At 65.6% G+C, this 24,979-nt stretch carries 27 protein-coding genes; 23 read left to right on the top strand and 4 right to left on the bottom strand.

What is annotated here, in order from left to right; all coding sequences use genetic code 11:
- Nucleotides 1-852 precede the first annotated feature (852 nt).
- The 19 genes from ACN9MW_RS17740 to ACN9MW_RS17650 are packed head-to-tail and all read left to right on the top strand — an operon-like array spanning nt 853 to nt 17,024.
- On the top strand, nt 853-1,584 hold the full coding sequence (locus ACN9MW_RS17740; protein ID WP_426161766.1) for a beta-ketoacyl synthase chain length factor: 732 nt from the start codon (nt 853-855) through the stop codon (nt 1,582-1,584).
- A complete protein-coding gene (locus ACN9MW_RS17735; protein WP_426161765.1) occupies nt 1,577-2,338 on the top strand; it encodes a lysophospholipid acyltransferase family protein in 762 nt (253 codons plus the stop codon). The genes ACN9MW_RS17740 and ACN9MW_RS17735 overlap by 8 nt, the downstream gene beginning before the upstream one ends.
- Nucleotides 2,331-2,585, top strand: a complete 255-nt coding sequence (locus tag ACN9MW_RS17730) for a phosphopantetheine-binding protein (RefSeq protein ID WP_057263891.1) — start codon at nt 2,331-2,333, stop codon at nt 2,583-2,585. The genes ACN9MW_RS17735 and ACN9MW_RS17730 overlap by 8 nt, the downstream gene beginning before the upstream one ends.
- A gap of 37 nt (nt 2,586-2,622) precedes the next feature.
- Nucleotides 2,623-2,874, top strand: a complete 252-nt coding sequence (locus tag ACN9MW_RS17725; protein WP_426161764.1) for an acyl carrier protein — start codon at nt 2,623-2,625, stop codon at nt 2,872-2,874.
- A gap of 5 nt (nt 2,875-2,879) precedes the next feature.
- On the top strand, nt 2,880-3,425 hold the full coding sequence (locus tag ACN9MW_RS17720; protein WP_426161763.1) for a hypothetical protein: 546 nt from the start codon (nt 2,880-2,882) through the stop codon (nt 3,423-3,425).
- Complete coding sequence (locus tag ACN9MW_RS17715; protein ID WP_426161762.1) at nt 3,418-5,148, top strand: AMP-binding protein; 1,731 nt, start codon at nt 3,418-3,420, stop codon at nt 5,146-5,148. The genes ACN9MW_RS17720 and ACN9MW_RS17715 overlap by 8 nt, the downstream gene beginning before the upstream one ends.
- Nucleotides 5,141-5,890 (top strand): glycosyltransferase family 2 protein, encoded by a 750-nt coding sequence (locus ACN9MW_RS17710; RefSeq protein WP_426161761.1) that lies wholly within the window; start codon nt 5,141-5,143, stop codon nt 5,888-5,890. The genes ACN9MW_RS17715 and ACN9MW_RS17710 overlap by 8 nt, the downstream gene beginning before the upstream one ends.
- Nucleotides 5,875-6,828 (top strand): acyltransferase, encoded by a 954-nt coding sequence (locus ACN9MW_RS17705; RefSeq protein WP_426161760.1) that lies wholly within the window; start codon nt 5,875-5,877, stop codon nt 6,826-6,828. The genes ACN9MW_RS17710 and ACN9MW_RS17705 overlap by 16 nt, the downstream gene beginning before the upstream one ends.
- A complete protein-coding gene (locus ACN9MW_RS17700; RefSeq protein WP_426161759.1) occupies nt 6,815-8,380 on the top strand; it encodes an HAL/PAL/TAL family ammonia-lyase in 1,566 nt (521 codons plus the stop codon). The genes ACN9MW_RS17705 and ACN9MW_RS17700 overlap by 14 nt, the downstream gene beginning before the upstream one ends.
- Nucleotides 8,373-8,804, top strand: coding sequence for an acyl-CoA thioesterase (locus tag ACN9MW_RS17695; RefSeq protein ID WP_426161758.1), 432 nt, complete (start codon nt 8,373-8,375; stop codon nt 8,802-8,804). Before ACN9MW_RS17700 ends, ACN9MW_RS17695 begins: the two co-directional genes overlap by 8 nt.
- Nucleotides 8,801-9,403, top strand: a complete 603-nt coding sequence (locus tag ACN9MW_RS17690; protein ID WP_426161757.1) for an outer membrane lipoprotein carrier protein LolA — start codon at nt 8,801-8,803, stop codon at nt 9,401-9,403. Before ACN9MW_RS17695 ends, ACN9MW_RS17690 begins: the two co-directional genes overlap by 4 nt.
- A complete protein-coding gene (locus tag ACN9MW_RS17685; protein WP_426161756.1) occupies nt 9,400-11,751 on the top strand; it encodes an MMPL family transporter in 2,352 nt (783 codons plus the stop codon). The genes ACN9MW_RS17690 and ACN9MW_RS17685 overlap by 4 nt, the downstream gene beginning before the upstream one ends.
- Nucleotides 11,744-12,304, top strand: a complete 561-nt coding sequence (locus tag ACN9MW_RS17680; RefSeq protein WP_426161754.1) for a DUF3261 domain-containing protein — start codon at nt 11,744-11,746, stop codon at nt 12,302-12,304. The genes ACN9MW_RS17685 and ACN9MW_RS17680 overlap by 8 nt, the downstream gene beginning before the upstream one ends.
- Before the next feature lie 15 nt (nt 12,305-12,319).
- The gene (locus ACN9MW_RS17675; protein ID WP_426161753.1) at nt 12,320-13,513 is read left to right on the top strand and encodes a beta-ketoacyl-ACP synthase; all 1,194 of its coding nucleotides are present in this window, start codon (nt 12,320-12,322) and stop codon (nt 13,511-13,513) included.
- The gene (locus ACN9MW_RS17670) at nt 13,510-13,971 is read left to right on the top strand and encodes a 3-hydroxylacyl-ACP dehydratase (protein ID WP_426161752.1); all 462 of its coding nucleotides are present in this window, start codon (nt 13,510-13,512) and stop codon (nt 13,969-13,971) included. The genes ACN9MW_RS17675 and ACN9MW_RS17670 overlap by 4 nt, the downstream gene beginning before the upstream one ends.
- On the top strand, nt 13,968-14,705 hold the full coding sequence (gene fabG, locus ACN9MW_RS17665; protein WP_426161751.1) for a 3-oxoacyl-ACP reductase FabG: 738 nt from the start codon (nt 13,968-13,970) through the stop codon (nt 14,703-14,705). Before ACN9MW_RS17670 ends, fabG begins: the two co-directional genes overlap by 4 nt.
- On the top strand, nt 14,702-15,934 hold the full coding sequence (locus ACN9MW_RS17660) for a beta-ketoacyl-ACP synthase (RefSeq protein WP_426161749.1): 1,233 nt from the start codon (nt 14,702-14,704) through the stop codon (nt 15,932-15,934). The genes fabG and ACN9MW_RS17660 overlap by 4 nt, the downstream gene beginning before the upstream one ends.
- Nucleotides 15,935-15,946: 12 nt before the next feature.
- Nucleotides 15,947-16,390: an excinuclease ATPase subunit gene (locus tag ACN9MW_RS17655; protein WP_426161748.1), complete on the top strand. Its 444-nt coding sequence runs from the start codon at nt 15,947-15,949 to the stop codon at nt 16,388-16,390.
- 13 nt (nt 16,391-16,403) lie between these two features.
- Nucleotides 16,404-17,024 carry a 4'-phosphopantetheinyl transferase family protein gene (locus ACN9MW_RS17650; RefSeq protein ID WP_426161747.1) on the top strand — a complete coding sequence of 207 codons (621 nt, stop codon included), beginning with the start codon at nt 16,404-16,406 and terminating at the stop codon, nt 17,022-17,024.
- Here ACN9MW_RS17650 and ACN9MW_RS17645 read toward each other — a convergent pair whose 3' ends face one another.
- On the bottom strand, nt 17,025-17,795 hold the full coding sequence (locus tag ACN9MW_RS17645; protein ID WP_426161746.1) for a polysaccharide deacetylase family protein: 771 nt from the start codon (nt 17,793-17,795) through the stop codon (nt 17,025-17,027). It lies immediately after the preceding gene.
- 180 nt (nt 17,796-17,975) lie between these two features.
- On the opposite strand from ACN9MW_RS17645, the gene ACN9MW_RS17640 reads away from it, so the two are divergent.
- A complete protein-coding gene (locus ACN9MW_RS17640) occupies nt 17,976-18,698 on the top strand; it encodes a class I SAM-dependent methyltransferase (RefSeq protein WP_426161745.1) in 723 nt (240 codons plus the stop codon).
- On the opposite strand, the gene ACN9MW_RS17635 is transcribed toward ACN9MW_RS17640, so the two are convergent.
- From ACN9MW_RS17635 to ACN9MW_RS17625, 3 genes are read right to left on the bottom strand one after another with little or no spacing between them, the layout of a single operon-like run.
- A complete protein-coding gene (locus tag ACN9MW_RS17635; protein ID WP_426161744.1) occupies nt 18,695-19,294 on the bottom strand; it encodes a DUF3617 family protein in 600 nt (199 codons plus the stop codon). The genes ACN9MW_RS17640 and ACN9MW_RS17635 overlap by 4 nt on opposite strands.
- A 45-nt stretch (nt 19,295-19,339) precedes the next feature.
- The gene (locus ACN9MW_RS17630) at nt 19,340-19,714 is read right to left on the bottom strand and encodes a cupin domain-containing protein (RefSeq protein ID WP_426161743.1); all 375 of its coding nucleotides are present in this window, start codon (nt 19,712-19,714) and stop codon (nt 19,340-19,342) included.
- A gap of 7 nt (nt 19,715-19,721) precedes the next feature.
- Nucleotides 19,722-20,690 (bottom strand): ribonuclease Z, encoded by a 969-nt coding sequence (locus ACN9MW_RS17625; RefSeq protein WP_426161742.1) that lies wholly within the window; start codon nt 20,688-20,690, stop codon nt 19,722-19,724.
- 174 nt (nt 20,691-20,864) lie between these two features.
- Between ACN9MW_RS17625 and ACN9MW_RS17620 the strand changes: the two genes are divergently transcribed.
- The 3 genes from ACN9MW_RS17620 to lnt are packed head-to-tail and all read left to right on the top strand — an operon-like array spanning nt 20,865 to nt 24,978.
- The gene (locus ACN9MW_RS17620) at nt 20,865-21,944 is read left to right on the top strand and encodes an SGNH/GDSL hydrolase family protein (protein WP_426161741.1); all 1,080 of its coding nucleotides are present in this window, start codon (nt 20,865-20,867) and stop codon (nt 21,942-21,944) included.
- The gene (locus ACN9MW_RS17615; protein WP_426161740.1) at nt 21,941-22,570 is read left to right on the top strand and encodes a hypothetical protein; all 630 of its coding nucleotides are present in this window, start codon (nt 21,941-21,943) and stop codon (nt 22,568-22,570) included. Before ACN9MW_RS17620 ends, ACN9MW_RS17615 begins: the two co-directional genes overlap by 4 nt.
- Nucleotides 22,567-24,978, top strand: a complete 2,412-nt coding sequence (gene lnt / locus ACN9MW_RS17610; protein ID WP_426161739.1) for an apolipoprotein N-acyltransferase — start codon at nt 22,567-22,569, stop codon at nt 24,976-24,978. Before ACN9MW_RS17615 ends, lnt begins: the two co-directional genes overlap by 4 nt.
- Nucleotide 24,979: the final 1 nt, after the last annotated feature.

Raw genomic sequence — 24,979 nt, 5'->3', positions numbered from 1 at the left:
CCGGTACCGGCGCGGCCGGCTGCGGCAATTTCACGATCCTGGCGGGCCGCGCCTGGCGGGCCAGGGCATCGGCTTCTTCCCTGGCCCTGGCCCGGGCCAGCATGGCCGGAGTAGGGCGCAGGCTTTCGACTTCGGCCCATTCGGTTGCCGGACGCGCCGCCGGGGCGCGCGCCTTTTCAAGTGCCTCCGCGCCGAAGAAGCGGGCAGGCGATGCTGCCGCAGCGTGGTCCCAGGCCGGCCGCTTTTCGGAGAAGCGCTCGCCGCCGCGGGCCGGGCTGGCCGGCGCCGCGGCGTGGGAAGCGGTTCGCGGCGGCGCGCGCCGCTCCCCCTGGTCCGGGCGTTTGAGCAGGCGCGCGGCACGGCCGCACCAGGCCATGAATGCCAGGGCGCGATGGCCAAACATCCACGGGACGGCGACGGTACCGATGGCAAGGATGAGCAAGATGCCGGCAAGACCGCCGGTTGCAGCGCCAATCGAGTTGGCCAGCAACATCAGCACGGTGCCCAGCACTAACCTAATGAAGCCCTGCCCGAGCAAGGTGGTCCTCTTCAGCAGGAACACCTTCACAAGGCGCCAGAGCAGGGGGAGTGTCCACAGCACAGACCAGCCAAACCACGACATTACTGCCATTCAAATCTTTCCTGAAAATCGCTCGCCCGGAGTTTATCACGAGCAATGATGCCAATAAGAGAAGTGAAATGTGAGTTTTGGTGAGAATTTGCGCGAAGTTTTGCGGTTTTTAGGTGCTAATATGCAAAAAAGTGTTGCTGCTGGGATAATGTTTCTATCGTTCGGGCGGGCTGATCGTTTATAATCGCCGGCTTCCTCCAGATTTCCGATAGTTCAGCAAAGTGCGCACCCAGGGCATTAGTTTTTCAATTCTCAGGCATTCCGCATGGGCGCCAGGCATCAGCACGCCTGAAGCCTGGCAAGCCTGGGCGCAAGCGCCGTTTGCGATCCGTGCCGGCGAAGAGCCGGGCGTGAAAGCGATGCCGGCCATGCTGCGCCGCCGCGCGGGCTTCCTCGGCAAGATGGCGCTGGAAGTGGCCTATGACTGCCTCGAAGGCCGCAGCGGCGTGCCCACCGTGTTCTGTTCGCGCCATGGCGACGTGGCGCGCGCAGTTGAATTGCTATCGGACCTGGCGCGCAGCGAACCGTTGTCGCCGATGGCGTTCGGCATGGCCGTGCACAATGCCATCCCCGGCCTGTTCAGCATCGCCCGCAGCGATCGCGCCAATTACACTGCGCTGGCTTCCGGCGCGGCGTCGGTCGAACATGCGCTCATCGAAGCATGCGGCCTGCTGGCCGACGGTGCGACTAGCGTACTGCTGCTTGCCTGCGATTGCCCGCTGCCGGAATTATTTAGGCCATTCGAGGAATATGAAGAACAGCCGCACGCTTGGGCATGGCTGATCGCGCCGGCCGGCGCCAATGCAGTGCGGCTCGAATGGCAGGCTTGCGCCGAGTCGCCGTCTGCCAAGATGCCGGGCAGCCTGGAAGTGGCAGCCTTTTACGCCAGCGGCGCCCGCAAGCTCGAACGCTGCGACGGCCGCCTGCGCTGGACATGGAGCCGCGATGCTTGACCGTTACTGGCGCATTTTCGTGACGGGCCTGAGCTTCGTGGTCTTCGGCGTCGGCGGAATCGTACTGGGCCTCCTGGTGTTCCCGGTGATGAACCTGCTGATCCGCGACAGGCAGCGCCGCATCAGTGCCGCCCGCACCGTGATCCGCTGCGCCTTCCGCGTCTATATCGACATGATGCGGGTGATCGGCGTGCTGCGCTACGAGGTGCGCGGGCTGGAAAAGCTGGAGCGGGGCGGCATGCTGATCCTGGCCAACCACCCGACGCTGCTCGATACCGTGTTCCTGATGGCCTTCGTGAAGAACGCCGACTGCATCGTCAAGGGCGCGCTGTGGAACAACCCGTTCACGCGCGGCCCGGTGCGCGGCGCGGGCTATATCAATAACGAGGGCGGCGCGGAACTGGTGGACGACTGCATCGCTTCCCTGGAGCGCGGCAACAACCTGATCATCTTCCCGGAAGGGACGCGCACGCCGAAGAACGGCGTGATCAGCATGAAGCGCGGGGCCGCCAATATTGCGGTGCGCGGCGGGCGCGACATCACGCCTGTGCTGCTGCAATGCGATCCGCCCACGCTGCACAAGGGCGAAAAATGGTGGCGCGTGCCGTCGCGCCGCTTCCTGATCCAGATCGACGTGCAGGACGACCTGGCGGTCGCACGATTCACGGAGGGCGCCAGCGACGTGATGGCCGCGCGCCAATTGACCGACTTCTTACAAAATTATTTTGCCGGAAAGTGCCAAAGCAATGCTTGAACTCGAAGTGAAACAACTGATCATCGATGCCCTCCAGCTGGAAGACATCACACCGGATGATATCGACAGCGCAGCGCCGCTGTTCATCGAAGGCCTGGGCCTGGACTCGATCGACGCGCTCGAACTGGGCGTCGCTTTGCAAAAGAAGTACGGGATCTCGCTCTCGGCCGATTCGGAAGAGACGCGCCGTCATTTCGCCTCGGTGCAGGCGCTGGCCGCGATGATCGAGAGCCACCGACAGAAATAAAACAACGTAGGGGTAGAAGATGGTTAATCTGAAAGAAATGAGCAAAGACCAATTGCAAGCCTGGGTGGTCGACCTGCTCGCTGAAATGTTTGAACTGGATAAGTCGGAACTGTCCGCCGATTCCAACCTGTATGCCGACCTGGATATCGACAGCATCGATGCGGTCGACCTGGCGGTGAAACTGAAGCAGCTTACCGGCCAGCGCCTGCAGCCGGAAGTGTTCAAGACCATCCGCACCATCGGCGACGTGGTGGAAGCACTGGCCGGCAAGACGGAGCAGGTTGCGTAAGCAAGATGAGGATGAGTGTCCTGGCGGCAGCGATTACCCTGCTGTATCCATTGGCGATCTGGTTTGGCCACGGCCGCATCGAGCCGCGCTGGCTGGCCGGCCTGCTGCTGCTTGCCGCCATGTCGCGGCTGCCCGCGCTGAAGCTGAGCGGTGTTGCGCGCTGGTCGGTTGCCGGTGCGCTGCTGCTGGTAGCTGCGGCGATCTGGAGCAACCTGCTGCTGCCATTGAAGCTGTACCCGGTGCTGGTGAACGCCGCGCTGCTGGCCGGTTTCGCCTATAGCCTGGGCACGCCGATGTCCGCCGTCGAGCGCATGGCCCGCCTGCGCGGCGAGGACTTTCCTCCGGTGGCACAAGCCTATATGCGCAAGGTGACGCAGGTCTGGTGCGGCTTTTTTGTGGTCAATGGCGCGCTTGCCCTTGGCACCGCACTGTGGGCGCCCGAAGCCGTCTGGTCGCTGTACACCGGTGTGATTTCTTATGCGCTGATGGCGCTGTTGTTCGGCGCAGAATACCTGGTGCGCCTGCGTTTCAAGCGCTTGCATAATGTCTGACCGTATTGAAAATCTTTACGCCGCCATTGCGGCGCGCTCCGGCAATGCACTGGCCGGCTGGCGCGCGGGCGAGGGCGTCGACAACGCGCTTTTCCTGGCCAGTGTTCGCAGCTGGCACGCGCTACTGAGCGCGCAGGCCGGCAGGAATTTCGCCCTGTTCCTGGAGGACAGCATTGAATTCGGCGCCGCACTGCTGGGCGCCTGGCACGCGGGCAAGACCATCTGGCTGAGCGCGGATACGCTGCCCGCCAGCTGCGCGGCATTGCGCGGCGCAGTGGATGGCTTCCTCGGCGAGTTTCCGGCGGACCTGGCTCCGTTGCAAGCCGCGCCTGGCGCGGCAACTGCAGTGGCTGCAGCGGCGCTTGCCGCGCTCGACCCGGACATGCCGGCGCTCGTGGTGTTCACCTCCGGCAGCACCGGCGCGGCACAGGCCATTCCAAAGAAGCTGTCGCAGGTCGCCAGCGAAGTGGCGACCCTGGAAGAGCTGTTCGGCGCACGCATCGGCGCCGCCGACGTGCTGGCGACGGTCTCGCACCAGCATATTTACGGCCTGCTGTTCAAGGTGCTGTGGCCCTTGGCCAGCGGGCGCGCCATCCATGCCGCCAGCATCGTCTATCCGGAAGAACTGCTGCCTGCCATGGCAGCCGGACCGTGCATGCTGGTGGCCAGCCCGGCGCACCTGAAACGCCTGCCGGCGCACCTTGACTGGAGCCCTGCCGCAGCCATGCTGCGCGGCGTGTTCTCCTCCGGCGGCCCGTTGGCGGCCGATGCGGCGCTGGCCACCGGCGCGCTGCTTGGCCAGGTGCCGACGGAAGTCTACGGCAGTTCCGAGACCGGCGGCATCGCCTGGCGCCGCCGCCGCGACGCCGGCGATGACGCATGGCAGCCGTTCCCGACGGTGGCATGGCGCATCAACGAAGAAGACGGCACGCTGGCGGTACGTTCACCGCACCTTCCCGACGACGACTGGTTCGCGCTGGCCGACCGCGTGGCGGCGACCGGCGGCGGCTTCCGCCTTCTGGGCCGCAGCGACCGCATCGTCAAGATCGAGGAAAAGCGCGTATCGCTCGGCGCGATGGAAGCTGCACTGCTGGCGTCCGGCCTGGCTGCCGAAGCCCGCGTGGCGCTGTGCGAACCGGTGCCGGGCGAGCGCCAGCGCCTGGCCGCTTTCGTGGTGCCTGCTGACAGTGGCCGCGCCTTGCTGGAACAGCAGGGCAAGCAGGCCCTGAACGCCCGCCTGCGCGCAGTGCTGGCCGGCGTGGTGGACGCGGTGGCGTTGCCGCGCCGCTGGCGCTACCTGGAACAGATGCCGGTCAATGCGCAGGGCAAGGTCACCGTGGCCGCCTTGCTGGCATTGCTGGGCGACGAGCGCCCGCGCTTCCCCCTGGTGCGCGAGCTGGCGAACGAAGACGGGCGCGTGCTGCTGGAAATTACGGCCCCGGCGCGCCTGCGGTATTTCGACGGTCACTTCGACGTGGCGCCTATCCTTCCGGGTGTGGTGCAGGTCGATTGGGCGATCCACTATGGCCGCCAGTATTTCGATCTGCCGGCGCAGTTCAAGAGCATGAGCCAGCTCAAGTTCCAGCAGGTGATCGGGCCAGAAAAACCGGTGCAGCTGGAACTGGCGTATGACGCTGCCAAGCATAGCCTGCGTTTCAGCTACAGCTCCGCAGCCGGCCAGCATTCGGGCGGGCGCGTGGCGCTGGGAGGTTGCGATGGCTGATTTCAAGCCTTGCGTCGTGGTGCCGGTATATAACCACGAACACGCCATTGGCACCGTGCTGGAAGGCCTGCTGGTGCACGGCGTGCCCGTGATCCTGGTCGACGACGGCAGTTCAGCCGCCTGTGCGGCGGTGCTCGATGCGCTGGCGGCCCGCCATGGCGAACGCGTGGTGCTGGAACGCCTGCCGCGCAACCAGGGCAAGGGCGCGGCAGTGCTGGCCGGTTTCCGCCGTGCCGGGCAACTCGGCTACAGCCATGCGGTGCAGATCGACGCCGACGGCCAGCACCAGACTGCCGATGTGCCGAAGTTCCTGGCGCAGGCGGCTGCCCACCCGCAAGCCGTGGTGTCGGGCTACCCGATCTACGACGAGTCGGTGCCGAAAGCGCGCCTGTACGGTCGTTACGCCACGCATGTCTGGGTCTGGATTAACACCATCTCGCTGGAAATCAGGGACTCCATGTGTGGCTTCCGCGTCTATCCGGTGGCGGCAGTCAATGCCCTGGCTGCGCGCCAGGCAATCGGTTCGCGCATGAATTTCGACACCGACATCATCGTGCGCCTGTTCTGGGACGGGCTGAGCGTAGTGAACGTTGGGACGCGCGTGTCCTATCCGGTCGACGGCGTGTCGCACTTCCGCGTCTGGCGCGACAACGTGCTGATCACGCGCATGCACACCGTGCTGTTCTTCGGCATGCTGCCGCGCATTCCCAAGCTGCTGGCGCGGAAATGGCGGGCAAATTGAGCGCGCGCGGCTTGCACTGGGCATCCATCAACGAAGTGAGCTTCGTTGCAGGCATGCGTCTGATGTTCTGGATTTTCCGCGTGTTCGGCCGCTGGCCGTTCCGCCTGGTGCTGTATCCGGTGCTGGCCTGGTACGTCATGGCCAAGCCGCTACCGCGCCGCGCCTCCCGGGAATACCTGCGCCGTGTCGCGGGCCACACGTCCACCGAGCCGGCGGGCGTGATGCGCCATTTCGGCGCTTTCGGCGAGAGCATCCTAGACAAGATGCTGCTGTGGGGCGGCCTGTTCGACTTCAGCTCTGTCGACCTGCACGGCGGCGAGTTGATGACCGATGCGGTGGCGGCGGGACGCGGCGGCCTGCTGGTCTGCGCCCACCTGGGCAACCTGGAACTGTGCCGCGTGCTGTCGCGCCAGCGCCAGGACATCAAGCTGACGGTACTGGTGCATACAAAGCACGCGCAAGCCTTCAACGCCATGCTGGGCCGCCTGAACCCGGAGAGCCAGCTTAACCTGCTGCAGGTGACCGAGATGTCGCCCGCCACGGCGATGCTGCTGTCGGAGCGCGTTGCGCGCGGCGAGTTCGTGGTGATTGCCGGCGACCGCGTTCCCGTCTCGCTCAATCCGCGCGTGGCAGTAGCCGACTTCATCGGCGCCCCCGCGGCGTTCCCTATCGGCCCGCATATGCTGGCCAGCATTCTTCAATGCCCGGTGTACCTGTTGTTCTCGGTGCGCCGGGGCAGCCGTTCGGAAGTGCATTTCGAGCACTTCCGCGACCAGGTGCGCATCCCGCGCCAGGGGCGCGAAGCCGCACTACAAGTGCTGGCCGCCGACTATGCCCGCCGGCTCGAACACCATACCCTGCGCGCGCCGCTGCAGTGGTTCAATTTCTACGATTTCTGGCATTTACCTGGACTGGAACACAACGATGCATCTCGCTGACATCGCCCAACTGAATAACCCGCAGCGCAGCGTGCGCTTCGACCGCAACAACCTGACGATCGAAGACATCGTGGACATCGCGCAAGGGCGCGCCGCCGCCGTGCTGTCGGACGATCCGGAGTTCCGCGCCGCCATTGAACGCGGCGCCGGCTTCCTCGACCGCCTGCTGCGCGAAGACGGCACCATCTATGGCGTGACCACCGGCTACGGCGATTCCTGCACCGTGACGGTGCCGGCGGACCTGGTGCCGGACCTGCCGCACCACCTGTACACCTATCACGGCGTGGGGCTGGGCGAGTACTTCACGCCGGCCCAGAGCCGCGCCATCCTGGCCTCGCGCCTGGCGTCGCTGAGCAAGGGCTTTTCCGGCGTCAGCGTCGAACTGCTGCTGCAGATTACCCGCCTGCTGGACGCCGGCCTGCTGCCGCTGATCCCTTCCGAAGGCTCGGTCGGCGCCTCCGGCGACCTGACCCCGCTGTCCTACCTCGCTGCCGTGCTGTGCGGCGAGCGTGAAGTCTGGCGCAACGGCGAGCAGGTGCCTGCCGCCCAGGCGCTGCAGGAGGCGGGCATCACCCCGCTGCGCCTGCGTCCAAAGGAGGGCCTGGCCATCATGAACGGCACCGCTGTCATGACGGCGCTGGCCTGCCTGGCCTACGACCGGGCCGATTACCTGGCCAGGCTGTGCACGCGCATCACCGCCATGGCGTCGTTCGCGATGGACGGCAATGCCCACCATTTCGACGAAGTGCTGTTCTCGGCCAAGCCGCATCCGGGCATGCAGCGGGTAGCCGCCTGGCTGCGCAGCGACTTGCCGACCGACCAATGGGAACGCAACGGCAAGCGCCTGCAGGACCGCTACTCGATCCGCTGCGCGCCGCACGTGATCGGGGTGCTGGCCGACACCATGCCGATGTTCCGCCAACTGATCGAGAATGAACTGAACAGCGCCAACGACAACCCGCTGGTGGACGTCGAAAACGAACGCATCCTGCACGGCGGCCACTTCTATGGCGGCCACATCGCCTTCGCCATGGACGGCATGAAAAATGCGGTGGCCAACCTGGCCGACCTGCTGGACCGCCAGATGGCGCTGCTGGTCGATGCACGCTACAACCATGGCTTGCCGGCCAACCTGTCCGGTGCGGTGGGTGCCCGGGCGCCGATCAACCACGGCCTGAAGGCGCTGCAGATCAGTGCCTCGGCATGGACGGCGGAAGCGTTGAAAGCGACCATGCCCGCCTCGGTGTTCTCGCGTTCCACCGAATGCCACAACCAGGACAAGGTCAGCATGGGCACCATCGCGGCGCGCGACTGCCTGCGCGTGCTGGAACTCACCGAGCAGGTGGTGGCGGCCTTGCTGGTGACCGTGCGCCAGGCCGTGTGGCTGCGCTGCCGCGACCACCAGGGCGTGCTTCCGGAAAGCCCGCTGGCTGCAATGCAGCAGGCCTTGGCCGCCGACATCGCCCCGGTGGAAGAAGACCGCCGCCTGGAACCGGACCTGCGCCTGATGCTGGAGCGCATCCGCAGCAAGGCATGGGCGCTGTATGCGTAAGTACAAGCAAAGCCGCTGGTTCGCGGAAGTCGAGATCGATGTCCAGTTCTTCGACCTGGACCCGATGGAGATCGTCTGGCACGGCAACTACGTGAAGTACCTGGAAATCGTGCGCTGCGCCTTGCTCGACAAGATCGGCTACAACTATCCGCAAATGAAGGCATCGGGCTACGCCTGGCCGGTCATCGACATGCAACTGCGCTACGTCAGTCCGGCGGTGTTCGGCCAGAAGCTGAAGCTGCGCGCCGACCTGGTCGAGTGGGAAAACCGCATGAAGATCGATTACCTGATCACCGATGCGGCCAGCGGCCAGCGCCTGAACCGCGCCAGCACCACCATGGTTGCCGTCGATATCGCGACGAAGGAGATGTGCTTTGCCTCGCCGCCGGTACTATTTGAGAAACTGGGGATTGAACCAGCATGAAAAAATACCTTGCAACCGTCCTGGCGCTGGCCGCCGCAGGCAGCGCGCAGGCCGCCGTGCCAAGCGCTAAAATTCAGGCAATGCTGGCCAAGCCGGCCGTCATGTGCGGCCGCTTCGACCAGACCAAGCAACTGGCGGGCATGAAAAAGCCGCTGGCGTCGGAAGGGCGCTTCTGCGTCGTCGCCGGCAAGGGCGTGCTATGGCGCACCCTGAAGCCTTTCCCCAACACGCTGCGCCTGACGCGCGAAGAGATCGTGAACTACCAGGGCGAACGCGTGGCCATGCGGCTGGACGCCAAGACCGAGCCGACCGTGCGCATGATTAACAATGTGCTGTTCTCGTTGCTGTCGGGCGACCTGGGCCAGCTCGACACGCTGTTCGACGGCGAGGGCAGCGTGGACGCCAACAGCTGGAACGTGGCGCTCAAGCCGCGCCAGGCTGCACTGGAAAAGGCCATCGGCACCATCAAGCTCGAAGGCGGCGCCTACGTCAGGCAGATCGTGATGAACGAGGCCAGCGGCGACCGCACCACCATCGTGTTCTCCGGCATCCAGACCGGGGACGGCGCGATGAACAAGGAAGAGGCGGCGCTGTTTTGAGGCAAACCCGAAAAATCGCGTGGCTGTGGGCCCTGGTGGCCTGCCTGCTGCTGGGCCATAACGCCACCCTGTGGCTGGTCCAGCGCATCGTGCCGGACACGGACATCATGGCGCTGCTGCCGGTGCAGGAGCGCGACCCGGTGCTGCAGGCTTCGTTCGGCCATATGGTCGACGCGGCGCAGCAGCGCGTGCTGGTCCTGGCCGGCGCCGCCGAATGGGATGATGCGCGCCGTGCCGCCGACGCCTACCAGGGCGTGCTGGCGGCGCGCAAGGATCTGTTCGAAGCCACCCCGATCAACGAGCAGACGCAGAACGACTGGCTTGGCCTGTTCCAGCGCCATCGCCTGGCGCTGCTGACGGCGCAGCAGGAGCAGCAGCTGCGCGAGCAGCCGTCCCAATTCTGGCTGGAATCGGCGCTGGCCAGGCTGTATGCGCCTTTCGGCGGCCCGAAGCTCGGCTCGTGGCAGGATGATCCCTACGGCCTGTTTGCCGGCTGGGTACAGGAGCGCGCCCAGGAAACGCCGGTGCGTCCGCGCGACGGCCACCTGTTCGTCGCCGACGCGCAGCGCCAGTACGTGCTGTTGCCGCTGACCCTGAAGGTTCCCGCGCTGTCGATGACCGCGCAGGAAACCGTGCTGCCCGTGCTGCGGCAGGCCGAAGCGGCAGCGCGCAAGGCAGCCCCGCAAGTGGAGCTGATCCAGGCCGGCGTGATCCTGCACGCCGCCAGCGCCAGCGCCCAGGCCAGCGGCGAAATGTCCACCATCGGCATCGGCTCCCTGGTCGGCATTATCGTGCTGACCTGGTTCACCTTCCGCTCCCTCAAGCCGATCGCGCTGATCCTACTGTCGATCGGTATCGGCTGCCTGGGCGCATTGTCGGTATGCTGGCTGCTCTTCGGCCGCATCCACCTCCTGACCCTGGTATTTGGCGCCAGCCTGATTGGCGTGGCGCAGGACTACGGCATCTACTTCCTGTGCAACCGCCTGGCAGCCGATGAAAAGCTCGATTCCGTGACGCTGCTCAAGCGGCTGCTGCCGGGCCTTGGCCTGACCTTGCTGGCGGCGGTGATCGGCTACACCGGCCTGGCGTTGACGCCTTTCCCTGGGCTGCGCCAGATGGCGGTGTTCTCGGCGCTGGGCCTGGTGTTCGCGTGGTTGACGGTGGTGTGCTGGTTCCCGGCACTGATCAACGGCCGCACCCTGCGCAGTGGCTGGCTGGTGAAGCATTATGGCGCGGCGCTCGCGCGCTGGCCGGTGTGGCGTGGCAGCCGCGGCACGCTGGCAGCTGCCGTTCTCTTCGCCGTACTGGCCGCCTGGGGCATCAGCCGCTTGGGCGCAAACGACGACATCCGCCTGCTGCAGAATCCCCCCAAGCACCTGGTGGCGGACCAGCTCAAGCTGGGCAAGCTGCTGGATGCGCCGACGCCGGTACAGTATTTCCTGGTGCGCGGCGATTCGGCCGAACAGGTGCTGCAGCGCGAAGAAGAATTGAAAGCGCGCCTGGACCGGCACGTGGCGGCCCGGCGCCTGACGGGCTACCAGGCCATGTCGAACTGGGTGCCGTCGGCACGTACGCAGGCGGCGCGCCGCACGCTGGTCGAACAGAAGTTGCTGGCCGACGACGGCCCGCTGCAAGGCATCGCCGGCCAGGCCGGCGAGGACGAGCAATGGATTGCCGCCACCCGCAAGGCGCTGCTGGCAGCCGGCCAGCCGCTGCTGCTCGACGAATTCCTTGCTTCCCCTGCCAGCGAGCCCTGGCGCCACTTGTGGCTGGGCGAGCGGCAAGGCGCGTACGCCAGCATCGTTGCCTTGCGCGGCATGGACAACAAGGCCGCCCAACAGGTCATGCTGGCTGCCGATGGCCTGCAGGGCGTGCAATGGGTCGACAAGGTGGCCGAGATTTCCTCGGTCCTGGGCCGCTACCGCGCCTACATGGGCTGGGTGGTGCTGGGCGCCTACGCCGTGGTGTTCGTGCTGTTGCTGCACCGCTATCGCAGCCGTACCTGGCGTGTGCTGGCGCCGACTGCGCTGGCCAGCATCGCGACGCTGGCCATGCTTGGCTTTGCATCGCAGAACCTGCAGCTATTCCATGTACTGGCCCTGATGCTGCTGCTTGGCGTGGGCGTGGATTATGGCATCTTCATGCAGGAACACCCGGAGCGCAGCGACCGCACGCCGTGGCTGGCAGTCGGCATGTCGGCCGCCAACACCATCCTGTCGTTTGGCTTGCTGGGACTGAGCGCGACGCCGGCCTTGCAGGCCTTCGGCCTGACGATGCTGCTGGGGACCACGCTGGTCTGGCTGCTGGTTCCGTGTTTTGCTATTGTGAAGGAAATCAGGAATGTTTAACGCGCTTCCGCGCCGCCTTGCCGCCGTCGCCGGCACCTTGCTGCTGGCCGCCTGTGCCGCCACGCCGCCGCAACCGCAGGCTCGCCTTGGCCTGAAGCTGGCGCCCGCTGCTCTGGGCACTTCGCTGAGCGTGCAGCAGCACCTGAAGGTCGAGCGCAACGGCCGCACCGATGACCTGGACGTGGCCTTGCAGGTGGAGCCGGAAGCGGTGGACGTGGTCGGGCTGGCATTCGGCCAGCGCGTGCTGTCGCTGCACTACGACGGCAGGGAACTCACTTCCTGGCGCCATGTGATGCTGCCGGCGCAGGTGCGGGCCGAGGATGTGCTGGAAGATATCCAGCTCACCCTGTGGCCGGCCGATGCCGTGGCGGCAGCCTTGCCTGCCGGCTGGCGGGTGGCCGAGCAGGGGCGCTTGCGCACCCTGTACCTGGACGATGCGCCTGTGATGCAGATCACTTACAGCGACGCGCAGCGCTGGAGTGGCACCGTAGTATTGGAAAACCTGCGCTATCGCTATAAGCTGACGATCCAGTTCGCGGCGAATGCGGACTGAGTGCGAGGGCGAGCAATGTCGAAGATCTACCTGAATGAATGCGGCATCATCTGTGCGCTGGGCGAAGGCCAGGCGCAGGTGAAGGCGCGCCTGTTTGCGGGACAGGCCGGCGTGTCCACAACCGGCCGCTGGTCGAAAGGCCGCGAACTGGCGCTGGGCGAAGTGCCGGGCGAGCTGCCATCGGTGGCGCATTTGCCTGCCCACCTTCGCAGCCGCAACAACGCACTGGCCCTGGCGGCCCTGGCGCAAATCCGCGAGGCGGTGCAGGCGGCCGTCAACCGTTATGGTGCGGGACGCGTCGGCGTGGTGCTCGGCACCAGCACTTCCGGCATCGGCGAGACCGAACAGGCGCTGGCCCACCACGTGGCGCACGGCGCACTGCCTCCAGAATTCAGCTACCGTGCGCAGGAAATGGGCTCGCCGGCCGAACTGCTGGCCTTGGAGCTGGGCCTGGAAGGCCCGGCCTACGTGCATTCAACAGCCTGCTCGTCGGCCGCCAAGGCGATGGCAAGTGCCGCGCGCATGATCCGCATGGGCCTGTGCGATGCGGTGGTGACCGGCGGCGCCGACTCGCTGTGCGCCTTTACCGTGGCGGGCTTCTCGGCGCTGGAATCGGTCAGCCCCGGCCAGTGCAACCCGATGAGCGCCAACCGGAAGGGGATCAATATCGGCGAAGGCGCGGCCCTGTTCCTGATGGAAGCCACACCTGGCGGCCCGCAAGCCGTTGAGCTGATGGGCTGGGGCGAATCGTCCGACGGCCACCACATCTCCGCGCCCGATCCGGAAGGCGCCGGCGCCCGGTTGGCGTTCGAACAGGCATTGCGCCGAGCGGGCGTGGGTGCGGCCGAGGTGGACTACATCAATATGCACGGTACCGCTACGCCGCAGAACGATGCCATGGAGTCGCGCGTGATCGCGACCCTGTTCGGCGAAGAAGTGCCGGTCAGCTCGACCAAGCCGTTCACCGGCCATACCCTGGGCGCGGCCGCCGCCGTTGAAGCAGCGCTGTGCTGGCTGGCCATGCAGGACGATAACGCGCAGGGGCGGCTGCCGCCGCATTTGTGGGACGGCGCCGCCGATCCTGCATTGCCGGCACTGAACCTGGCGCCGCCGGGCGCTGCGCTGGGCCGGCCGCTGCGCCGGGTGCTGAGCAGCTCTTTCGCGTTCGGCGGTTCGAATGCCGTGCTGCTGCTGGGGAGGCCTGGATGAACATGCCGGACATCCGCCAGCTGGTGCCCCATTCCGGCCAGATGGTATTGCTCGACCGGGTGCTGGAAGCCGACGCTGAGCGCCTGTGCGCCGAAGTGCGCATCCACGAAGCCAGCATCCTGGCGGGCGCCGACGGCGTCGGCTCCTGGGTGGGCATCGAATACATGGCGCAGGCGATTGCCGCGCACGCCGGCTGGCTCGCGCTGCAGCGGGGCGAGGAAGTCAAGGTTGGCTTCCTGCTCGGCTCGCGCAAGTACGAAGCCAATGTCGCCAGCTTTGCGCTGGGAAGCGTGCTGCGGGTGCACGTGCGCCGCGTGCTGCAGTCCGAAAACGGGCTGGGCGCCTTCGAATGCCGCATCGACATCGCGGGCGGGCCGGCCAATGCCGCCGCCGCAACGGTCACGGTATTCCAGCCAGATAATGTCAATCAATTTCTCAAAGATGGAAACGTAGGATGAATCAGAACAAGTCCATGAGCGTGCTGGTGACCGGATCGTCGCGCGGTATCGGCAAGGCGATTGCGCTGCGCCTGGCGCGCGACGGTTACGACGTGGTGCTGCACTGCCGCAGCCAGCGCGCCGAAGCCGAAGCGGTCGCGCAGGAGATCGTGCAACTGGGCCGCGCCGCGCGCGTGCTGCAGTTCGACATCAGCGACCGCGCCGCCACGGCCGCTGCGCTGGAAGCGGACATCGCGCAACACGGCTGCTACTACGGCGTGGTCTGCAACGCCGGCGTGGCGCGCGACAACGCCTTCCCGGCCATGTCGGGCGAGGACTGGGACATTGTCCTGCAAACCAACCTGGATGGCTTCTACAACGTCCTGAACCCGCTGATTATGCCGCTGGTACAGCGCCGCAAGCCGGGCCGCATTGTCACCCTGGCGTCCGTCTCGGGCCTGATCGGCAACCGGGGCCAGGTCAACTACAGCGCCGCCAAGGCGGGCATCATCGGCGCCACCAAGGCCCTGGCGCTGGAACTGGCCAAGCGTTCGATCACGGTCAACTGCGTGGCGCCCGGCCTGATCGAAACCGACATGATCGAGGAAGTGCCGATGGAAGAAGCGCTGAAGATGATCCCGGCGCGCCGCGTCGGCAAGCCGGAAGAGGTGGCGGCCGCGGTCAGTTTCCTGGTCGGCGAAGATGCGGGCTATATCACCCGCCAGGTCATTTCCGTCAACGGAGGCCTGGCATGAGCCGCCGTGTCGCCATCACCGGCATGGCCGGCATCAGCCCGCTGGGCAACGACTGGGCAGCGGTGCGAGAGCGGCTTGGCCAGTTCCGCAATGCCGTGGTACGCATGGAGGAGTGGGAAGACTACGAGGGCCTGAATACCCGCCTGGGCGCACCGGCTGCGCCGTTCGAACTGTCCGCACGCTATAACCGCAAGACCACCCGCAGCATGGGCCGCGTAGCCCTGATGGCAACCCGCGCGACCGAACTGGCGCTGGAAGACGCCGGCCTGCTCGAACACCCTTTGACCAGGAGCGGCGACATGGGCGTGTCGTTCGGTTCGTCCGCCGGCACCCCAAGCGCCATCGGCGATTTCGGCCGCATGATGGAAGAGCGCACCACCAAGGGCATCAACGCCACCACCTACATCAAGATGATGTCGCACACGGCGCCGGTGAATATCGGCGTGTTCTTCGGCCTGACCGGGCGAGTGATCACCACCTCCAGCGCCTGTACCTCGGGCAGCCAGGGCATTGGCTACGCCTACGAGGCGATCAGGAGCGGCAAGCAGGTCGCCATGGTCGCCGGCGGCGCCGAGGAACTGTGCGCCACGGAAGCCGCGGTGTTCGACACCCTGTTCGCCACCAGCGTGCGCAACGACCAGGCGCAAGCGACGCCGCGTCCGTTCGACCGCGCCCGCGATGGCCTGGTGATCGGCGAAGGCGCCGGCTGCCTGATCCTGGAAGACCTGGAGCATGCGGAGGCGCGCGGCGCCACGATCTATGCGGAAGTGGTCGGCTTTGGTACCAATAGCGACGGCTGCCACGTCACGCAGCCCAATGCGGCCACCATGCAGCGCGCCATGGAGCTGGCCCTGCAGGACGCAGGCCTGGAGGCATCGGACATCGGCTACATCAATGCCCACGGCACCGCCACCGCCCAGGGCGACATCGCCGAATCGCATGCCACGCTGGCGGTGTTCGGCGGCGCCATTCCGATCAGTTCGTTGAAGAGCTATATGGGCCATACGCTGGGTGCCTGCGGTGCGCTGGAAGCATGGATCAGCATCGAGATGATGCGCGAGGGCTGGTTCGCGCCGACCATCAACCTGGAGGAAACCGATCCCGAGTGCGCGGCGCTGGATTACATCGCCGGCACCGGCCGAGAACTCGATTGCGAATACGTGATGTCGAATAATTTTGCTTTCGGCGGCATCAATACCTCGCTGATTTTTAAACGCTACAACAAATAGAAGGAAGACCAGATGAAAAAGATGATTTCTGTAGTAGTGATGGCCGCCGCCGCCATGGCATCGTCGGCAGCTTCGGCTGGCAACGACATGCTGAAGTTTCCGATCGAGGGCGCCATGGCTGCTAACGACGCGCAGGCACGCCTGGGCGATTCGGTCAAGTTCTACTTCGCCGGCCAGCCGACGCCGGCCATCGCTTCCAAGATCATTAGCGACAAGACCAGCCAGCGCACCAACGGTTTTGGCAAGTCGGCTGAAAAGGCATGCAATTACGTCTTCCTGTCCGCCATGCTGCAGTTGCAGAAGCGCGCGCAAGACGTTGGTGCTGATGCCGTGGTCAATATCGTCAGCAATTTCAATAACGTTGAATTCGCCAGCGCTACCGAGTTCCAATGCGCCGACGGCGCACTGATGGCCGGCGTGGCGCTGAAGGGCGATTTCGTCAAGCTGGCCCGGTAAGGAGAAGCGGCGCATGGCGCGCGGGATGCTGCTCTGGCTGGCCGATGCGGGTGCGCTGTCCGAGGCAAGCCTGCAGCGCTACCTCGCTTGGCTGACGCCGGGCGAACTGGCGCGCCATGGGCGCTTTGTACGCGAACTGCGCAAGCGCCAGTTTGTCGCCGGCCGGGTGTTGCTGCGGATGGCGCTGGCGCCGCTGCTGGGTGTTCAGCCGCAGCAGGTGCTGCTGGAGGAACGCAACGGGCTGGCGCCGCGGCTGCTGACGCCGGCGCCGGACGGCGCGACGCCAGGCTTCAGCATTTCCCATAGCGGCCGCTGGGTGGCCTGTGCCGTCGGCGACCTTGCGGTGGGGCTGGACATTGAAATGCGCGATGCCTCCCGCGACCTCGCTGCCTTGGCAAAGCAGGCCTTCGACGCCGATGAAATGGCGCGCTGGCAGCAGATGCAGCGCTGGGATGACGCAGCAAGAATTGAAGGCTTTTATCGGCTCTGGAGCGAAAAGGAAGCGCGCATCAAGCTCGGGCTGGCGGTGGGCGGCCACTGCGTCGCCGTGCCGCACCAGGAGCTGTCGGTGGTGTTGTGCAGCGCCGTGCCGCTGGCCAGCGTGCCGCAGCCGGTGCTGGTCGCGCTGCCCTGATCAATGCTCCCACAGCCAGTGCCAGAGGCCGGGCAGGGGCGGGGCGTTTTCCGGGGTGTCGACGGATGAGGCCAGGGCTGCGCGCTCAAGTTCGTCGCGGTTGTCGTAGAAAGGCTTGTCGGCCAGCGGGATCTGCAGTTCGCGGGCGACGTCGAGCAGGATCCCGAGGTATTCCTCGAAATGGCGGGCGGTATGGCTGTTGACGTCGTGGAAGGTGACGACGACGGGCGTGGCGCCGTCGACGTCCGGCATGGCGCCGGCGGCCCAGCGCTTGCGGGCTTCGGCCAGCATGTTGAGCATGTTGGAGCGCTTGTGGAAGCTCATGTTGAAGACGTAGACCACGCCGTCCTTGGCGCTCAGGTCGGTCAGCAGCATGTGCAGGCCATAGGCATGGTAGGACGCCAGCGTATCGGCGTCATAGGCCCAGAACGGCGGGCGTACCAGCTTGGGCACGACGCCGGTTTCTGCCAGCAGGTCGGCGACGCCAAGCTGCAGTGTTGCATCGAGCTTTTCACGGCTCATGAGGCGGTGGTTGGAATGGAAGGTCGTGGCGGAGTGCAGCGCGACCACGTGGCCTTCGGCATGTTCGCGCCGGATCAGCGCGCGGCCCCTGTCGGTGCCGCCGCCGCTCCAGGCACGTGTCTGGGTGAAGAACACGGCCTTGATGTTGTCCTGGTAGGGATTCTTCTCCAGGGTTTCAAGGATGCGCACCGTGGGATTGAAGTAGGGGGCCCAGGCCGGGCCGTCATCGAACGTGAGCAGGAAGCGCACAGGGGCCTGGTCGGCCTGCGCTGCCGCTCCCGGGGGAAGTAGCAGTATTGTTAAGGCAGCAAGTAGCAGGCGCAGGAAAAGCACGGCAAAAGGTCGTCAGGACAGGTCGGCCCGATATTGTACGTGATTTGACCAAGCGTCTCTCGCAGGCCGTTTGTATCAACTTAAACAGAAAAGAATATGAGCGCTAGTTTAGAAGGCATCCAGTCGTCCGGTGAGGTTCACGTTGAAGAGACGGCATTTGGCAAATGGTTTTTGCGTACCGAGACGTGGACCGTGCACGTGCTGGAGCGTGCGCTGAAGGATCTGCAGCGCCTGATGCCGGATGCGCCGGCCAGTTTCGGCGTGGTGGCCGATGTCGGCTGCGGCTTTGGCCGCTCCCTGCCGAAACTGCACCAGCGCTTCGCGCCGCAGCGCCTGATCGGCATGGACATCGACCCGGAGATGCTGCAGCACGCGGCGAAGGAAGTGGCCGCGCATGACATCAAGGCCGAATTCATCTGCTGTTCGAGCTCTAATATCAAGCTGGAAGACAATTCGGTGGACCTGCTGTTCTGCCACCAGACCTTCCACCACCTGGTGGACCAGGAAAACGCGATCCGCGAGTTCTTCCGCGTGCTCAAGCCGGGCGGCGTCCTGCTGTTCGCCGAATCGACCAGGCGTTACATCCATTCCTGGATCATCCGCCTGCTGTTCCGCCATCCGATGGACGTGCAGAAAACCGCGCCTGAATACCTGGCGATGGTGCGTAACGCCGGCTTCAGCGTGCCTGACAGTGCGGTTTCCTACCCCTTCCTGTGGTGGAGCCGCGAGGACCTGGGATTGATGGAGCGCGTGCTGCGCATCAATCCGCCGGCCGAACGCGAGGAAACCCTGATCAACCTGGTGGCGGTCAAGCCTTAGCCTTCCTGCTGCGGCGCTACGCTGCCGCAGTCGCTGCCTTTCCAGCGGGCGGTCACTTCCTGGGTGGCGTGGAAGTCGCCCGCTTGCGGGACCGGGGCGCCATCAGGGCCGGTGACCTTGCCGTCGCCGACCATCTTGAAGCGCCATTCCTTGCTGTTGGCGACGATGTACTCGCCGCTGCCATTGTAGGTGGTCCCTTGCGGGCCAATGCAGGCCGCCTTGAACTTGGCGCCCGAACTGCTGGCCGAGATGATGTCCAGCTTGCAGCCTTGCGCCGACTGCTCCATCTTGCGCTTGATGTCTTCGGTGTCGACGCCTTTGGCCACCTGGGCCGCCGTTAGGCAGGTCCGGGTCCCGCCGGCGTTGCCGCCTTGTCCCATCTGGTCCTGCATCTGCTTGCGCTGTTCAGGCGTCAGGCGCGCCATCATGCGTTCGCGCCCTTTGCGCATCGTTTCCTCTACATTCTGGCCGTTGATCATGGTGACACGGTTTTCTTCCCACAGGCCCGGTGCCAGTTTGAGGGGGATGACTTCAGCGTGGCTGGCCAGGCAAACGGTGGCAAGGCTGGCGGCAAGTGCGTGGATGGTGAACTTCATTCGAGGCTCCTGTGGGGAAAAGGAGCGAATGGTAGCAAAAAAACATCAGGATGGGCCGTTCGTTTTGCGCTCAACGATGACATAGTGCTTGCGGACCGGTTCCAGGACTTCAAACACGCCCTTGAACCCGGCCGGGATGACCAGGGCGTCGCCCGGCCCGGCTTCGGCTGCGTGTCCCTGTTCATCGATCACGCGGCAGCGGCCTTCGAGGACGCAGAAATACTCATCCTTGTTGGGCGCGAAGGCGATACGCCAGCTGCCTTTCTCGCAGGCCCAGATGCCGGCATGGACTTCGCCGCTGGCGTTGCTGAAATGGTTCCATGTGGTGCGCAGCGGGTTCCCGTCGAGCCGGCGGTCTTCGCGCGGATGGTCGTATTCGGGGGCTGGAGCCTGAGCGCGGAATTCTGTGATTGCAGTCATGGCGTCATTATACGCGCGGCGCCGGCGCCATCTTGGCCAGTACGCCATCGTCGAGTTCATAGGTATCGAAGTCGCTGGCCAGGAAAAGCCGGCCGCTGTAATGCTGGCGCGCTTCCGCCTCCACCTCTGCCATGCCTTCCTTACTGTCATAGCGGGGGCTGAAGTGCGTCAGGACCAGGTTCGGCACCTCGGCTTGGGCAGCGAAATGGGCAGTGCGCTGCACTGAGCTGTGCTGCGGCCCCGGGCCGACTTTCTGCAGCACGGCTTCCGTGTAGGTCGCTTCATGGACCAGCAGGTCGGCGCCCTGGCAGGCTTCGGCCAGCAGCGAAGGGGTGTCGTTGTCGCCGCCGATGACCGCATTCACGCGTTCGACGTGCTCCGAGCGGAACCCGGCAGCGGCCAGCAGCGTGCCATCGTCCAGCCGGACGTCCTTGCCGTGCTGGAGCTGGCCCCAGGCCGGGCCGGGCGGCACGCCGCGTGCGCGCAAGGCGTCGCTATCAACCTTCCATGTAGTCTTTTCGAAGCTAAACTTAAAGCCGAAGCTTGGCGCGCGGTGCGACAGCGGGAAGCGTTCGATCTTCAGCCCATCCTGGTGGTGCACCAGGCGCTGGTTCGCGACGTCGACATGGATGATCTCGAACGTGAGGAAGAGCTCCGTGTGCAGCATGGTGGCATCGAGCCAGGCCTTGACGGCGGCCGGCGCAATCAGGATCAGCGGCTTCTTGCGGCCGGTCATGGAGGCGCTTGCGAGCAGCCCAGGCAGGCCATAACTATGGTCGCCATGGACGTGGGTGATGCAGATGCCGGCCAGGTCATGCACGGTGAGCGGAATGCGCTGCAGCTGGTGCTGGGTGGCTTCGCCGCAATCGACCAGCCACCAGTCGCGGTTCATTGTTGAGTGCAAGGCCAGCGCGGTGACGTTGCGCCGGATGGTCGGCACGCCGGATGAGGTGCCAAGGAAGGTCAGTTTCAGCATGCCATATTATGCCGCATCAGGGCCGGTTCGTGGCCCGCGCGCGACAGGCGCCAGTGCCTTGGCGGCCATTTGCGTGTCCTGGCGAGCCAGGCCGTGAAGGCCGCGCAGGGCGGCGTTAAGATGAGTTGTTGGCTGGTCGATTCGAACAATTACTTCAATGATCGGAGACACTCTATGCAAACTCGCATTCGCAGCACGCTTCTGGCCGCAGTAGTCTTCTTCACCCTCGGGGGACAGGCAGCAGCAAACACCCTGACCCAAAACGTATCCTGGACCATCGACCGCGCCGGCACCAGCACCAAGTACCGCGTCGTGGCCTATGGCGATTCGATCTATGCGGGCTATAACGGTTCGATTACCAGCGCGGCCAAGTATTCGGCGCCGACGGTGGACGCGGAATACCTGTCCGCGGCCTGGAATGCCGACATTGAAAGCGTGCGCCGCGCCAAGTCCGGCGCCGTGGCCTCTGATGTCTACAACAACAAAATTGTCGCCGAGCGATCCTACATGCAGGCCAGCAACACGCGCGTGGTCACCTTCGAAATGTGCGGCAACGACGGGCTGCAGGCCCGCTCCGCCTTCAAGGGCCAGACCGGCACTTGCGACGACTCGGTGCTGACCGCCGCCGAGAACAGCTGCAAGACCTACGTCGCGGCGGCCATGGACTACATCAACGCCAACGCCTATTCGGGCGTGAAGGTGAAGGTCATCTCGAACCTGCACTATCCCGGCTATGCGGCCGACAATGTGCAGAGCTCCTGCAAGGATCCGAATACCGGCGCCACCGTTAACATGCAGCAGAAGTTCCTGCCGGCCCTGGCGCGCATGAACTTCATGATGTGCGATACCGCGCGCCAGAAAGGCTTCCAATGCGCCGACAACTTCGCGCAGTACATGGGGGCCGATTACGACAGCAACGGCGACGGCATTGCCGATTCCGATGCGCTGCGCTACGTGGCCGGCGAGAGCCAGGCCAGCTATGTGACCCGCATCACCTCGACGCTGCGCTCCACCATCCGCGACGCCAACACGCACTTCGTGTCTGCCGGCAGCAGCTACGACTACATCCAGTCGGACGATACGCACCCGACTTATACCGGCAGCACGGTCACGGCAGGGCTGTTCGGCGGCACCACCGGCACCGGGGCGCCACGCTACACCTCCTTCAGCTCGGGCAAGAACCCGATCTGGAACCAGTTCGGGCATGAACGCATGGGGTGGGCGGTTTCGGTCTTCAACTCGCCAACGCCGTGAGTTCCTGGCGCCCCAGCCCGGGTTACCTGGCGGCGGCGCTGCTGCTGGCCGTTGGCGCGGCCAGCCTGGCTTTCTTTCTTTGGTATTTTGCGCGCGGCGACGCCGCAGCCGGGGCTGGCCAGACGCCGCCCCCGGCAAGCGTGGCGGCTGCCGGACGACCAGCCTCGGCCGCCATTGCCGGGCCGGCAGTTGCGCGCGAAGGGCCCCAGCGCCAGACGCCGCCAGCGCCGGAAGGCGACGCCGATCCGACGCGCGACTTGCGCAGTTACGTCATGCGGGGCGAGAAGCCGACCATGAATGAAGTGATCAAGCGCTTGCACGAGCAAGGTGTGCACACCGGCCTGGGCGCGTTCAATCCGCCCGGCACCAGTCCGCCCCTGGTCGGCCTGGCCGTGCCCAAGGATTTCCCGCTGCCTGCGGGGTATGTGCGGCATCACCAGGTCACCGACGATGGCCAGTCCATCGAACCTGTCCTGATGTTTGCGCCGGACTTCCAGCTCTACGATGCGTCGAACCGGCCCATCGAGATGCCGAAGGACCGCGTCGTTCCACCTGAAATGGCGCCGCCGGGGCTGCCGTTGCGGCGTATCGTGATCCCGCCTCCACTTGACGCCTCCGGACAATGAAGCCGCTTGCCTGCATTTTCGCCAGCGCTGCGATGACTGCCTTGTATGCACAGGGCGGCGCGGCCTGGGTGCTCGGATGCCTGCTACTTGTGCCCTGGCTCCTGGCGCTTGACGGCCGCCGCTCCCTTGCCGGAACGCTGCTGCTTGCCTGGTCCATGTCGCTCGCTTACACGGCGGCCGGCTTTGCGTGGTTTGGCGCTGCGCTTGGGCGCTATACGCAGGCCGGGGAGGCCAGTGGAATTGCCTTGCTGCTGCTTGCCGCGCCCTTGTTCCAGCCGCAGTTCCTTGCTTATGGGCTGGTCCGCCACGCCGCCGGGCGCTGGTACGGGCGGGGCGTATGCGCGCTGGCGGCGGCTGCGGCATGGGTGGCGGTGGAATGGCTGGTGCCGCGCATGCTTGGCGATACGCTCGGTTACGGCCTGTACCCTTCGCGCCTGCTGCGGCAGGCGGCCGATGTGGGCGGGAGCGCGGGACTGACTCTCTTGCTCCTGCTGGCCAACGAGGGCGTGGCGGCGGCCGTCGCCCGGCATGGGCAAGGCTGGCGGGCAATCGCGAAGCCCTTGGCACTGGCGGCCTTGGTCCCTGCCGTGCTGGCGGCGTACGGTGCGCTGGCGCTTTCGGGCAGCGCTGCACCGGCAGGGAAGCCGCTGCGCATGGGGCTAATCCAGGCAAACATGGTTGATTATGAAAGGCAGCGCCTGGAGAAGGGCGCTTTTGCGGTCGTGCGCGAGGTGCTGGACCGGCATTTCTCGATGGGTTATGACGCGGTGACGCGCCAGCGTGCGGAAGCCTTGCTCTGGTCCGAGACAGCGTATCCGACCACGTTCGGCAAGCCAAAGAGCGAGGCCGGCGCGGAACTCGACCGGGAGATCATTGAATACGTGAACGCGGCCGCGGTCCCCCTGGTGTTCGGGACCTATGACCGGGATGAACAGGGCGAATATAACGCCGCGGCCTTTGTGCAGCCGGGCCGGGGCTTGCTGGGGTTCTATCGCAAGTCGCATTTGTTCCTGTTCACCGAATACCTGCCGGCCTGGCTTGACGTGCCGGCCTTGCGGAGGCTTCTGCCCTGGGCTGGCAACTGGCAGGCCGGCGGCGGCGCGCGGGTGTTCCCTTTGCGCCTGGCGGACGGGCGCGAGATTGCGGTGCTGCCCTTGATCTGCCGCGATGACGTCGACCCGGCCCTGGCCATCGCCGGCGCGCGGCTTGGAGGGCAGGTGATCCTGACGATGTCCAACGATTCCTGGTTCAGCGGGGAGGGGCCGGGTGCGCGGCTGCACCAGGCGGCGGCGGCCTTCCGCAGCATCGAAACGCGCCTGCCGCAATTTCGCGTGACGACAAACGGCTACAGCGCAGCGATCGATGCGAGCGGCGACATCCTCGCCGGAACCAGCGTCGGCGAACCTGCGCTGGTAATCGCGGACCTCCCGGTGCGCTCGCCCGCACCCACCCTGATGGTGCTGTGGGGCGACTGGCTTGGCCTGGCATGCTGCGCGGTATTGCTGGTGCTGACGGTAAGGCCGCTTAGCCAGGCGTGGCGGCCGCACTACGATGGCGCCAGGGCGCGCACGTCCAGGCCGGCATTCCCGATGCGCGTGGCGGTGCTGCCGCCGGCGGCACGCGTCGTTGCCGGACTGCTGCGCGTCATTTCTCGTGCGGGTTTGCTGGGCACGGGAGCGGCCTTGCTGCTGAACGAAGCGCTGCGCAGCAATACTCTTGGGCAGTTGCGCATCTTCTCCCTGGTTTTCCTGCTGCCGGAGGCCATCGCCTGGTGCTTGCTGATGGCGTTTTCGGCCCGGGCGACGTTGAGCGAGGGCCGGCTGCTGCTGGCGCGTGGTGCGCAGGAACTGGCGCTGGCCCTGGACCAGGTGGCTGCCGTCGAACCCTGGCGCCTGCCGGTGCCGGGCCGCGGCGCGGCGTTGCGCCTGCGCTCCGGGAATTACTGGGATGTTGGACTCGCCTTGCCGGACCCGGCAGCGTTCGCCGCAGGCCTGGCCGCTGCCGGCGGCCCCCCTATGGTGGATATGCCGGGGTGGCGCATGCTGGTGGCGCCGGCGACGCGGCTTGACCATCCGCTTGCGAAGTTTGTCATGTTGCCGCTGGTACTGGCGCTTCCCGCCTTCCACCTGCATCAGCACATCGCCTATGGCAGCGCATTGGGCGAATACTACAGCTTCGGGCTGGGGGCCTACCTGAGTGCTTTCGGACTGTGGTGGGCGGCGTGGACAATCGGCGTGGTGCTGGGGGCAGCACTGGTGCGCGCCTTGATTGAATCGGCAAGCATGATGGCGGCAGCGCTGCGCCCGGGCCATGCGGCCGGCATCCGCCTGGGCCTGGAGCGTGCCGGACATGTTGCGCTTTACCTCGCCTTGCCCGGCTGGCTGCTCCTGCGCGTATTTGGCGCGTGAC

The sequence above is a fragment of the Pseudoduganella sp. R-34 genome, assembly GCF_049904655.1.
GTDB lineage: Bacteria > Pseudomonadota > Gammaproteobacteria > Burkholderiales > Burkholderiaceae_D > Rugamonas.
This window is presented reverse-complemented; position numbering and strand designations above follow the sequence as displayed.

Bases quoted from the DNA above. Each gene is read 5' to 3' on its own strand.
- ACN9MW_RS17705 (WP_426161760.1), top strand. From the start codon at position 5,875: ATGGCGGGCAAATTGAGCGCGCGCGGCTTGCACTGGGCATCCATCAAC.
- ACN9MW_RS17660 (WP_426161749.1), top strand. From the start codon at position 14,702: ATGAGCCGCCGTGTCGCCATCACCGGCATGGCCGGCATCAGCCCGCTG.
- ACN9MW_RS17640 (WP_426161745.1), top strand. From the start codon at position 17,976: ATGAGCGCTAGTTTAGAAGGCATCCAGTCGTCCGGTGAGGTTCACGTT.
- ACN9MW_RS17690 (WP_426161757.1), top strand. From the start codon at position 8,801: ATGAAAAAATACCTTGCAACCGTCCTGGCGCTGGCCGCCGCAGGCAGC.
- ACN9MW_RS17730 (WP_057263891.1), top strand. From the start codon at position 2,331: ATGCTTGAACTCGAAGTGAAACAACTGATCATCGATGCCCTCCAGCTG.
- ACN9MW_RS17695 (WP_426161758.1), top strand. From the start codon at position 8,373: ATGCGTAAGTACAAGCAAAGCCGCTGGTTCGCGGAAGTCGAGATCGAT.
- lnt (WP_426161739.1), top strand. From the start codon at position 22,567: ATGAAGCCGCTTGCCTGCATTTTCGCCAGCGCTGCGATGACTGCCTTG.
- ACN9MW_RS17680 (WP_426161754.1), top strand. From the start codon at position 11,744: ATGTTTAACGCGCTTCCGCGCCGCCTTGCCGCCGTCGCCGGCACCTTG.
- ACN9MW_RS17670 (WP_426161752.1), top strand. From the start codon at position 13,510: ATGAACATGCCGGACATCCGCCAGCTGGTGCCCCATTCCGGCCAGATG.
- fabG (WP_426161751.1), top strand. From the start codon at position 13,968: ATGAATCAGAACAAGTCCATGAGCGTGCTGGTGACCGGATCGTCGCGC.
- ACN9MW_RS17720 (WP_426161763.1), top strand. From the start codon at position 2,880: ATGAGGATGAGTGTCCTGGCGGCAGCGATTACCCTGCTGTATCCATTG.
- ACN9MW_RS17650 (WP_426161747.1), top strand. From the start codon at position 16,404: ATGGCGCGCGGGATGCTGCTCTGGCTGGCCGATGCGGGTGCGCTGTCC.
- ACN9MW_RS17630 (WP_426161743.1), bottom strand. From the start codon at position 19,714: ATGACTGCAATCACAGAATTCCGCGCTCAGGCTCCAGCCCCCGAATAC.
- ACN9MW_RS17625 (WP_426161742.1), bottom strand. From the start codon at position 20,690: ATGCTGAAACTGACCTTCCTTGGCACCTCATCCGGCGTGCCGACCATC.
- ACN9MW_RS17675 (WP_426161753.1), top strand. From the start codon at position 12,320: ATGTCGAAGATCTACCTGAATGAATGCGGCATCATCTGTGCGCTGGGC.
- ACN9MW_RS17715 (WP_426161762.1), top strand. From the start codon at position 3,418: ATGTCTGACCGTATTGAAAATCTTTACGCCGCCATTGCGGCGCGCTCC.
- ACN9MW_RS17635 (WP_426161744.1), bottom strand. From the start codon at position 19,294: ATGAAGTTCACCATCCACGCACTTGCCGCCAGCCTTGCCACCGTTTGC.
- ACN9MW_RS17735 (WP_426161765.1), top strand. From the start codon at position 1,577: ATGCTTGACCGTTACTGGCGCATTTTCGTGACGGGCCTGAGCTTCGTG.
- ACN9MW_RS17700 (WP_426161759.1), top strand. From the start codon at position 6,815: ATGCATCTCGCTGACATCGCCCAACTGAATAACCCGCAGCGCAGCGTG.
- ACN9MW_RS17725 (WP_426161764.1), top strand. From the start codon at position 2,623: ATGAGCAAAGACCAATTGCAAGCCTGGGTGGTCGACCTGCTCGCTGAA.
- ACN9MW_RS17620 (WP_426161741.1), top strand. From the start codon at position 20,865: ATGCAAACTCGCATTCGCAGCACGCTTCTGGCCGCAGTAGTCTTCTTC.
- ACN9MW_RS17655 (WP_426161748.1), top strand. From the start codon at position 15,947: ATGAAAAAGATGATTTCTGTAGTAGTGATGGCCGCCGCCGCCATGGCA.
- ACN9MW_RS17710 (WP_426161761.1), top strand. From the start codon at position 5,141: ATGGCTGATTTCAAGCCTTGCGTCGTGGTGCCGGTATATAACCACGAA.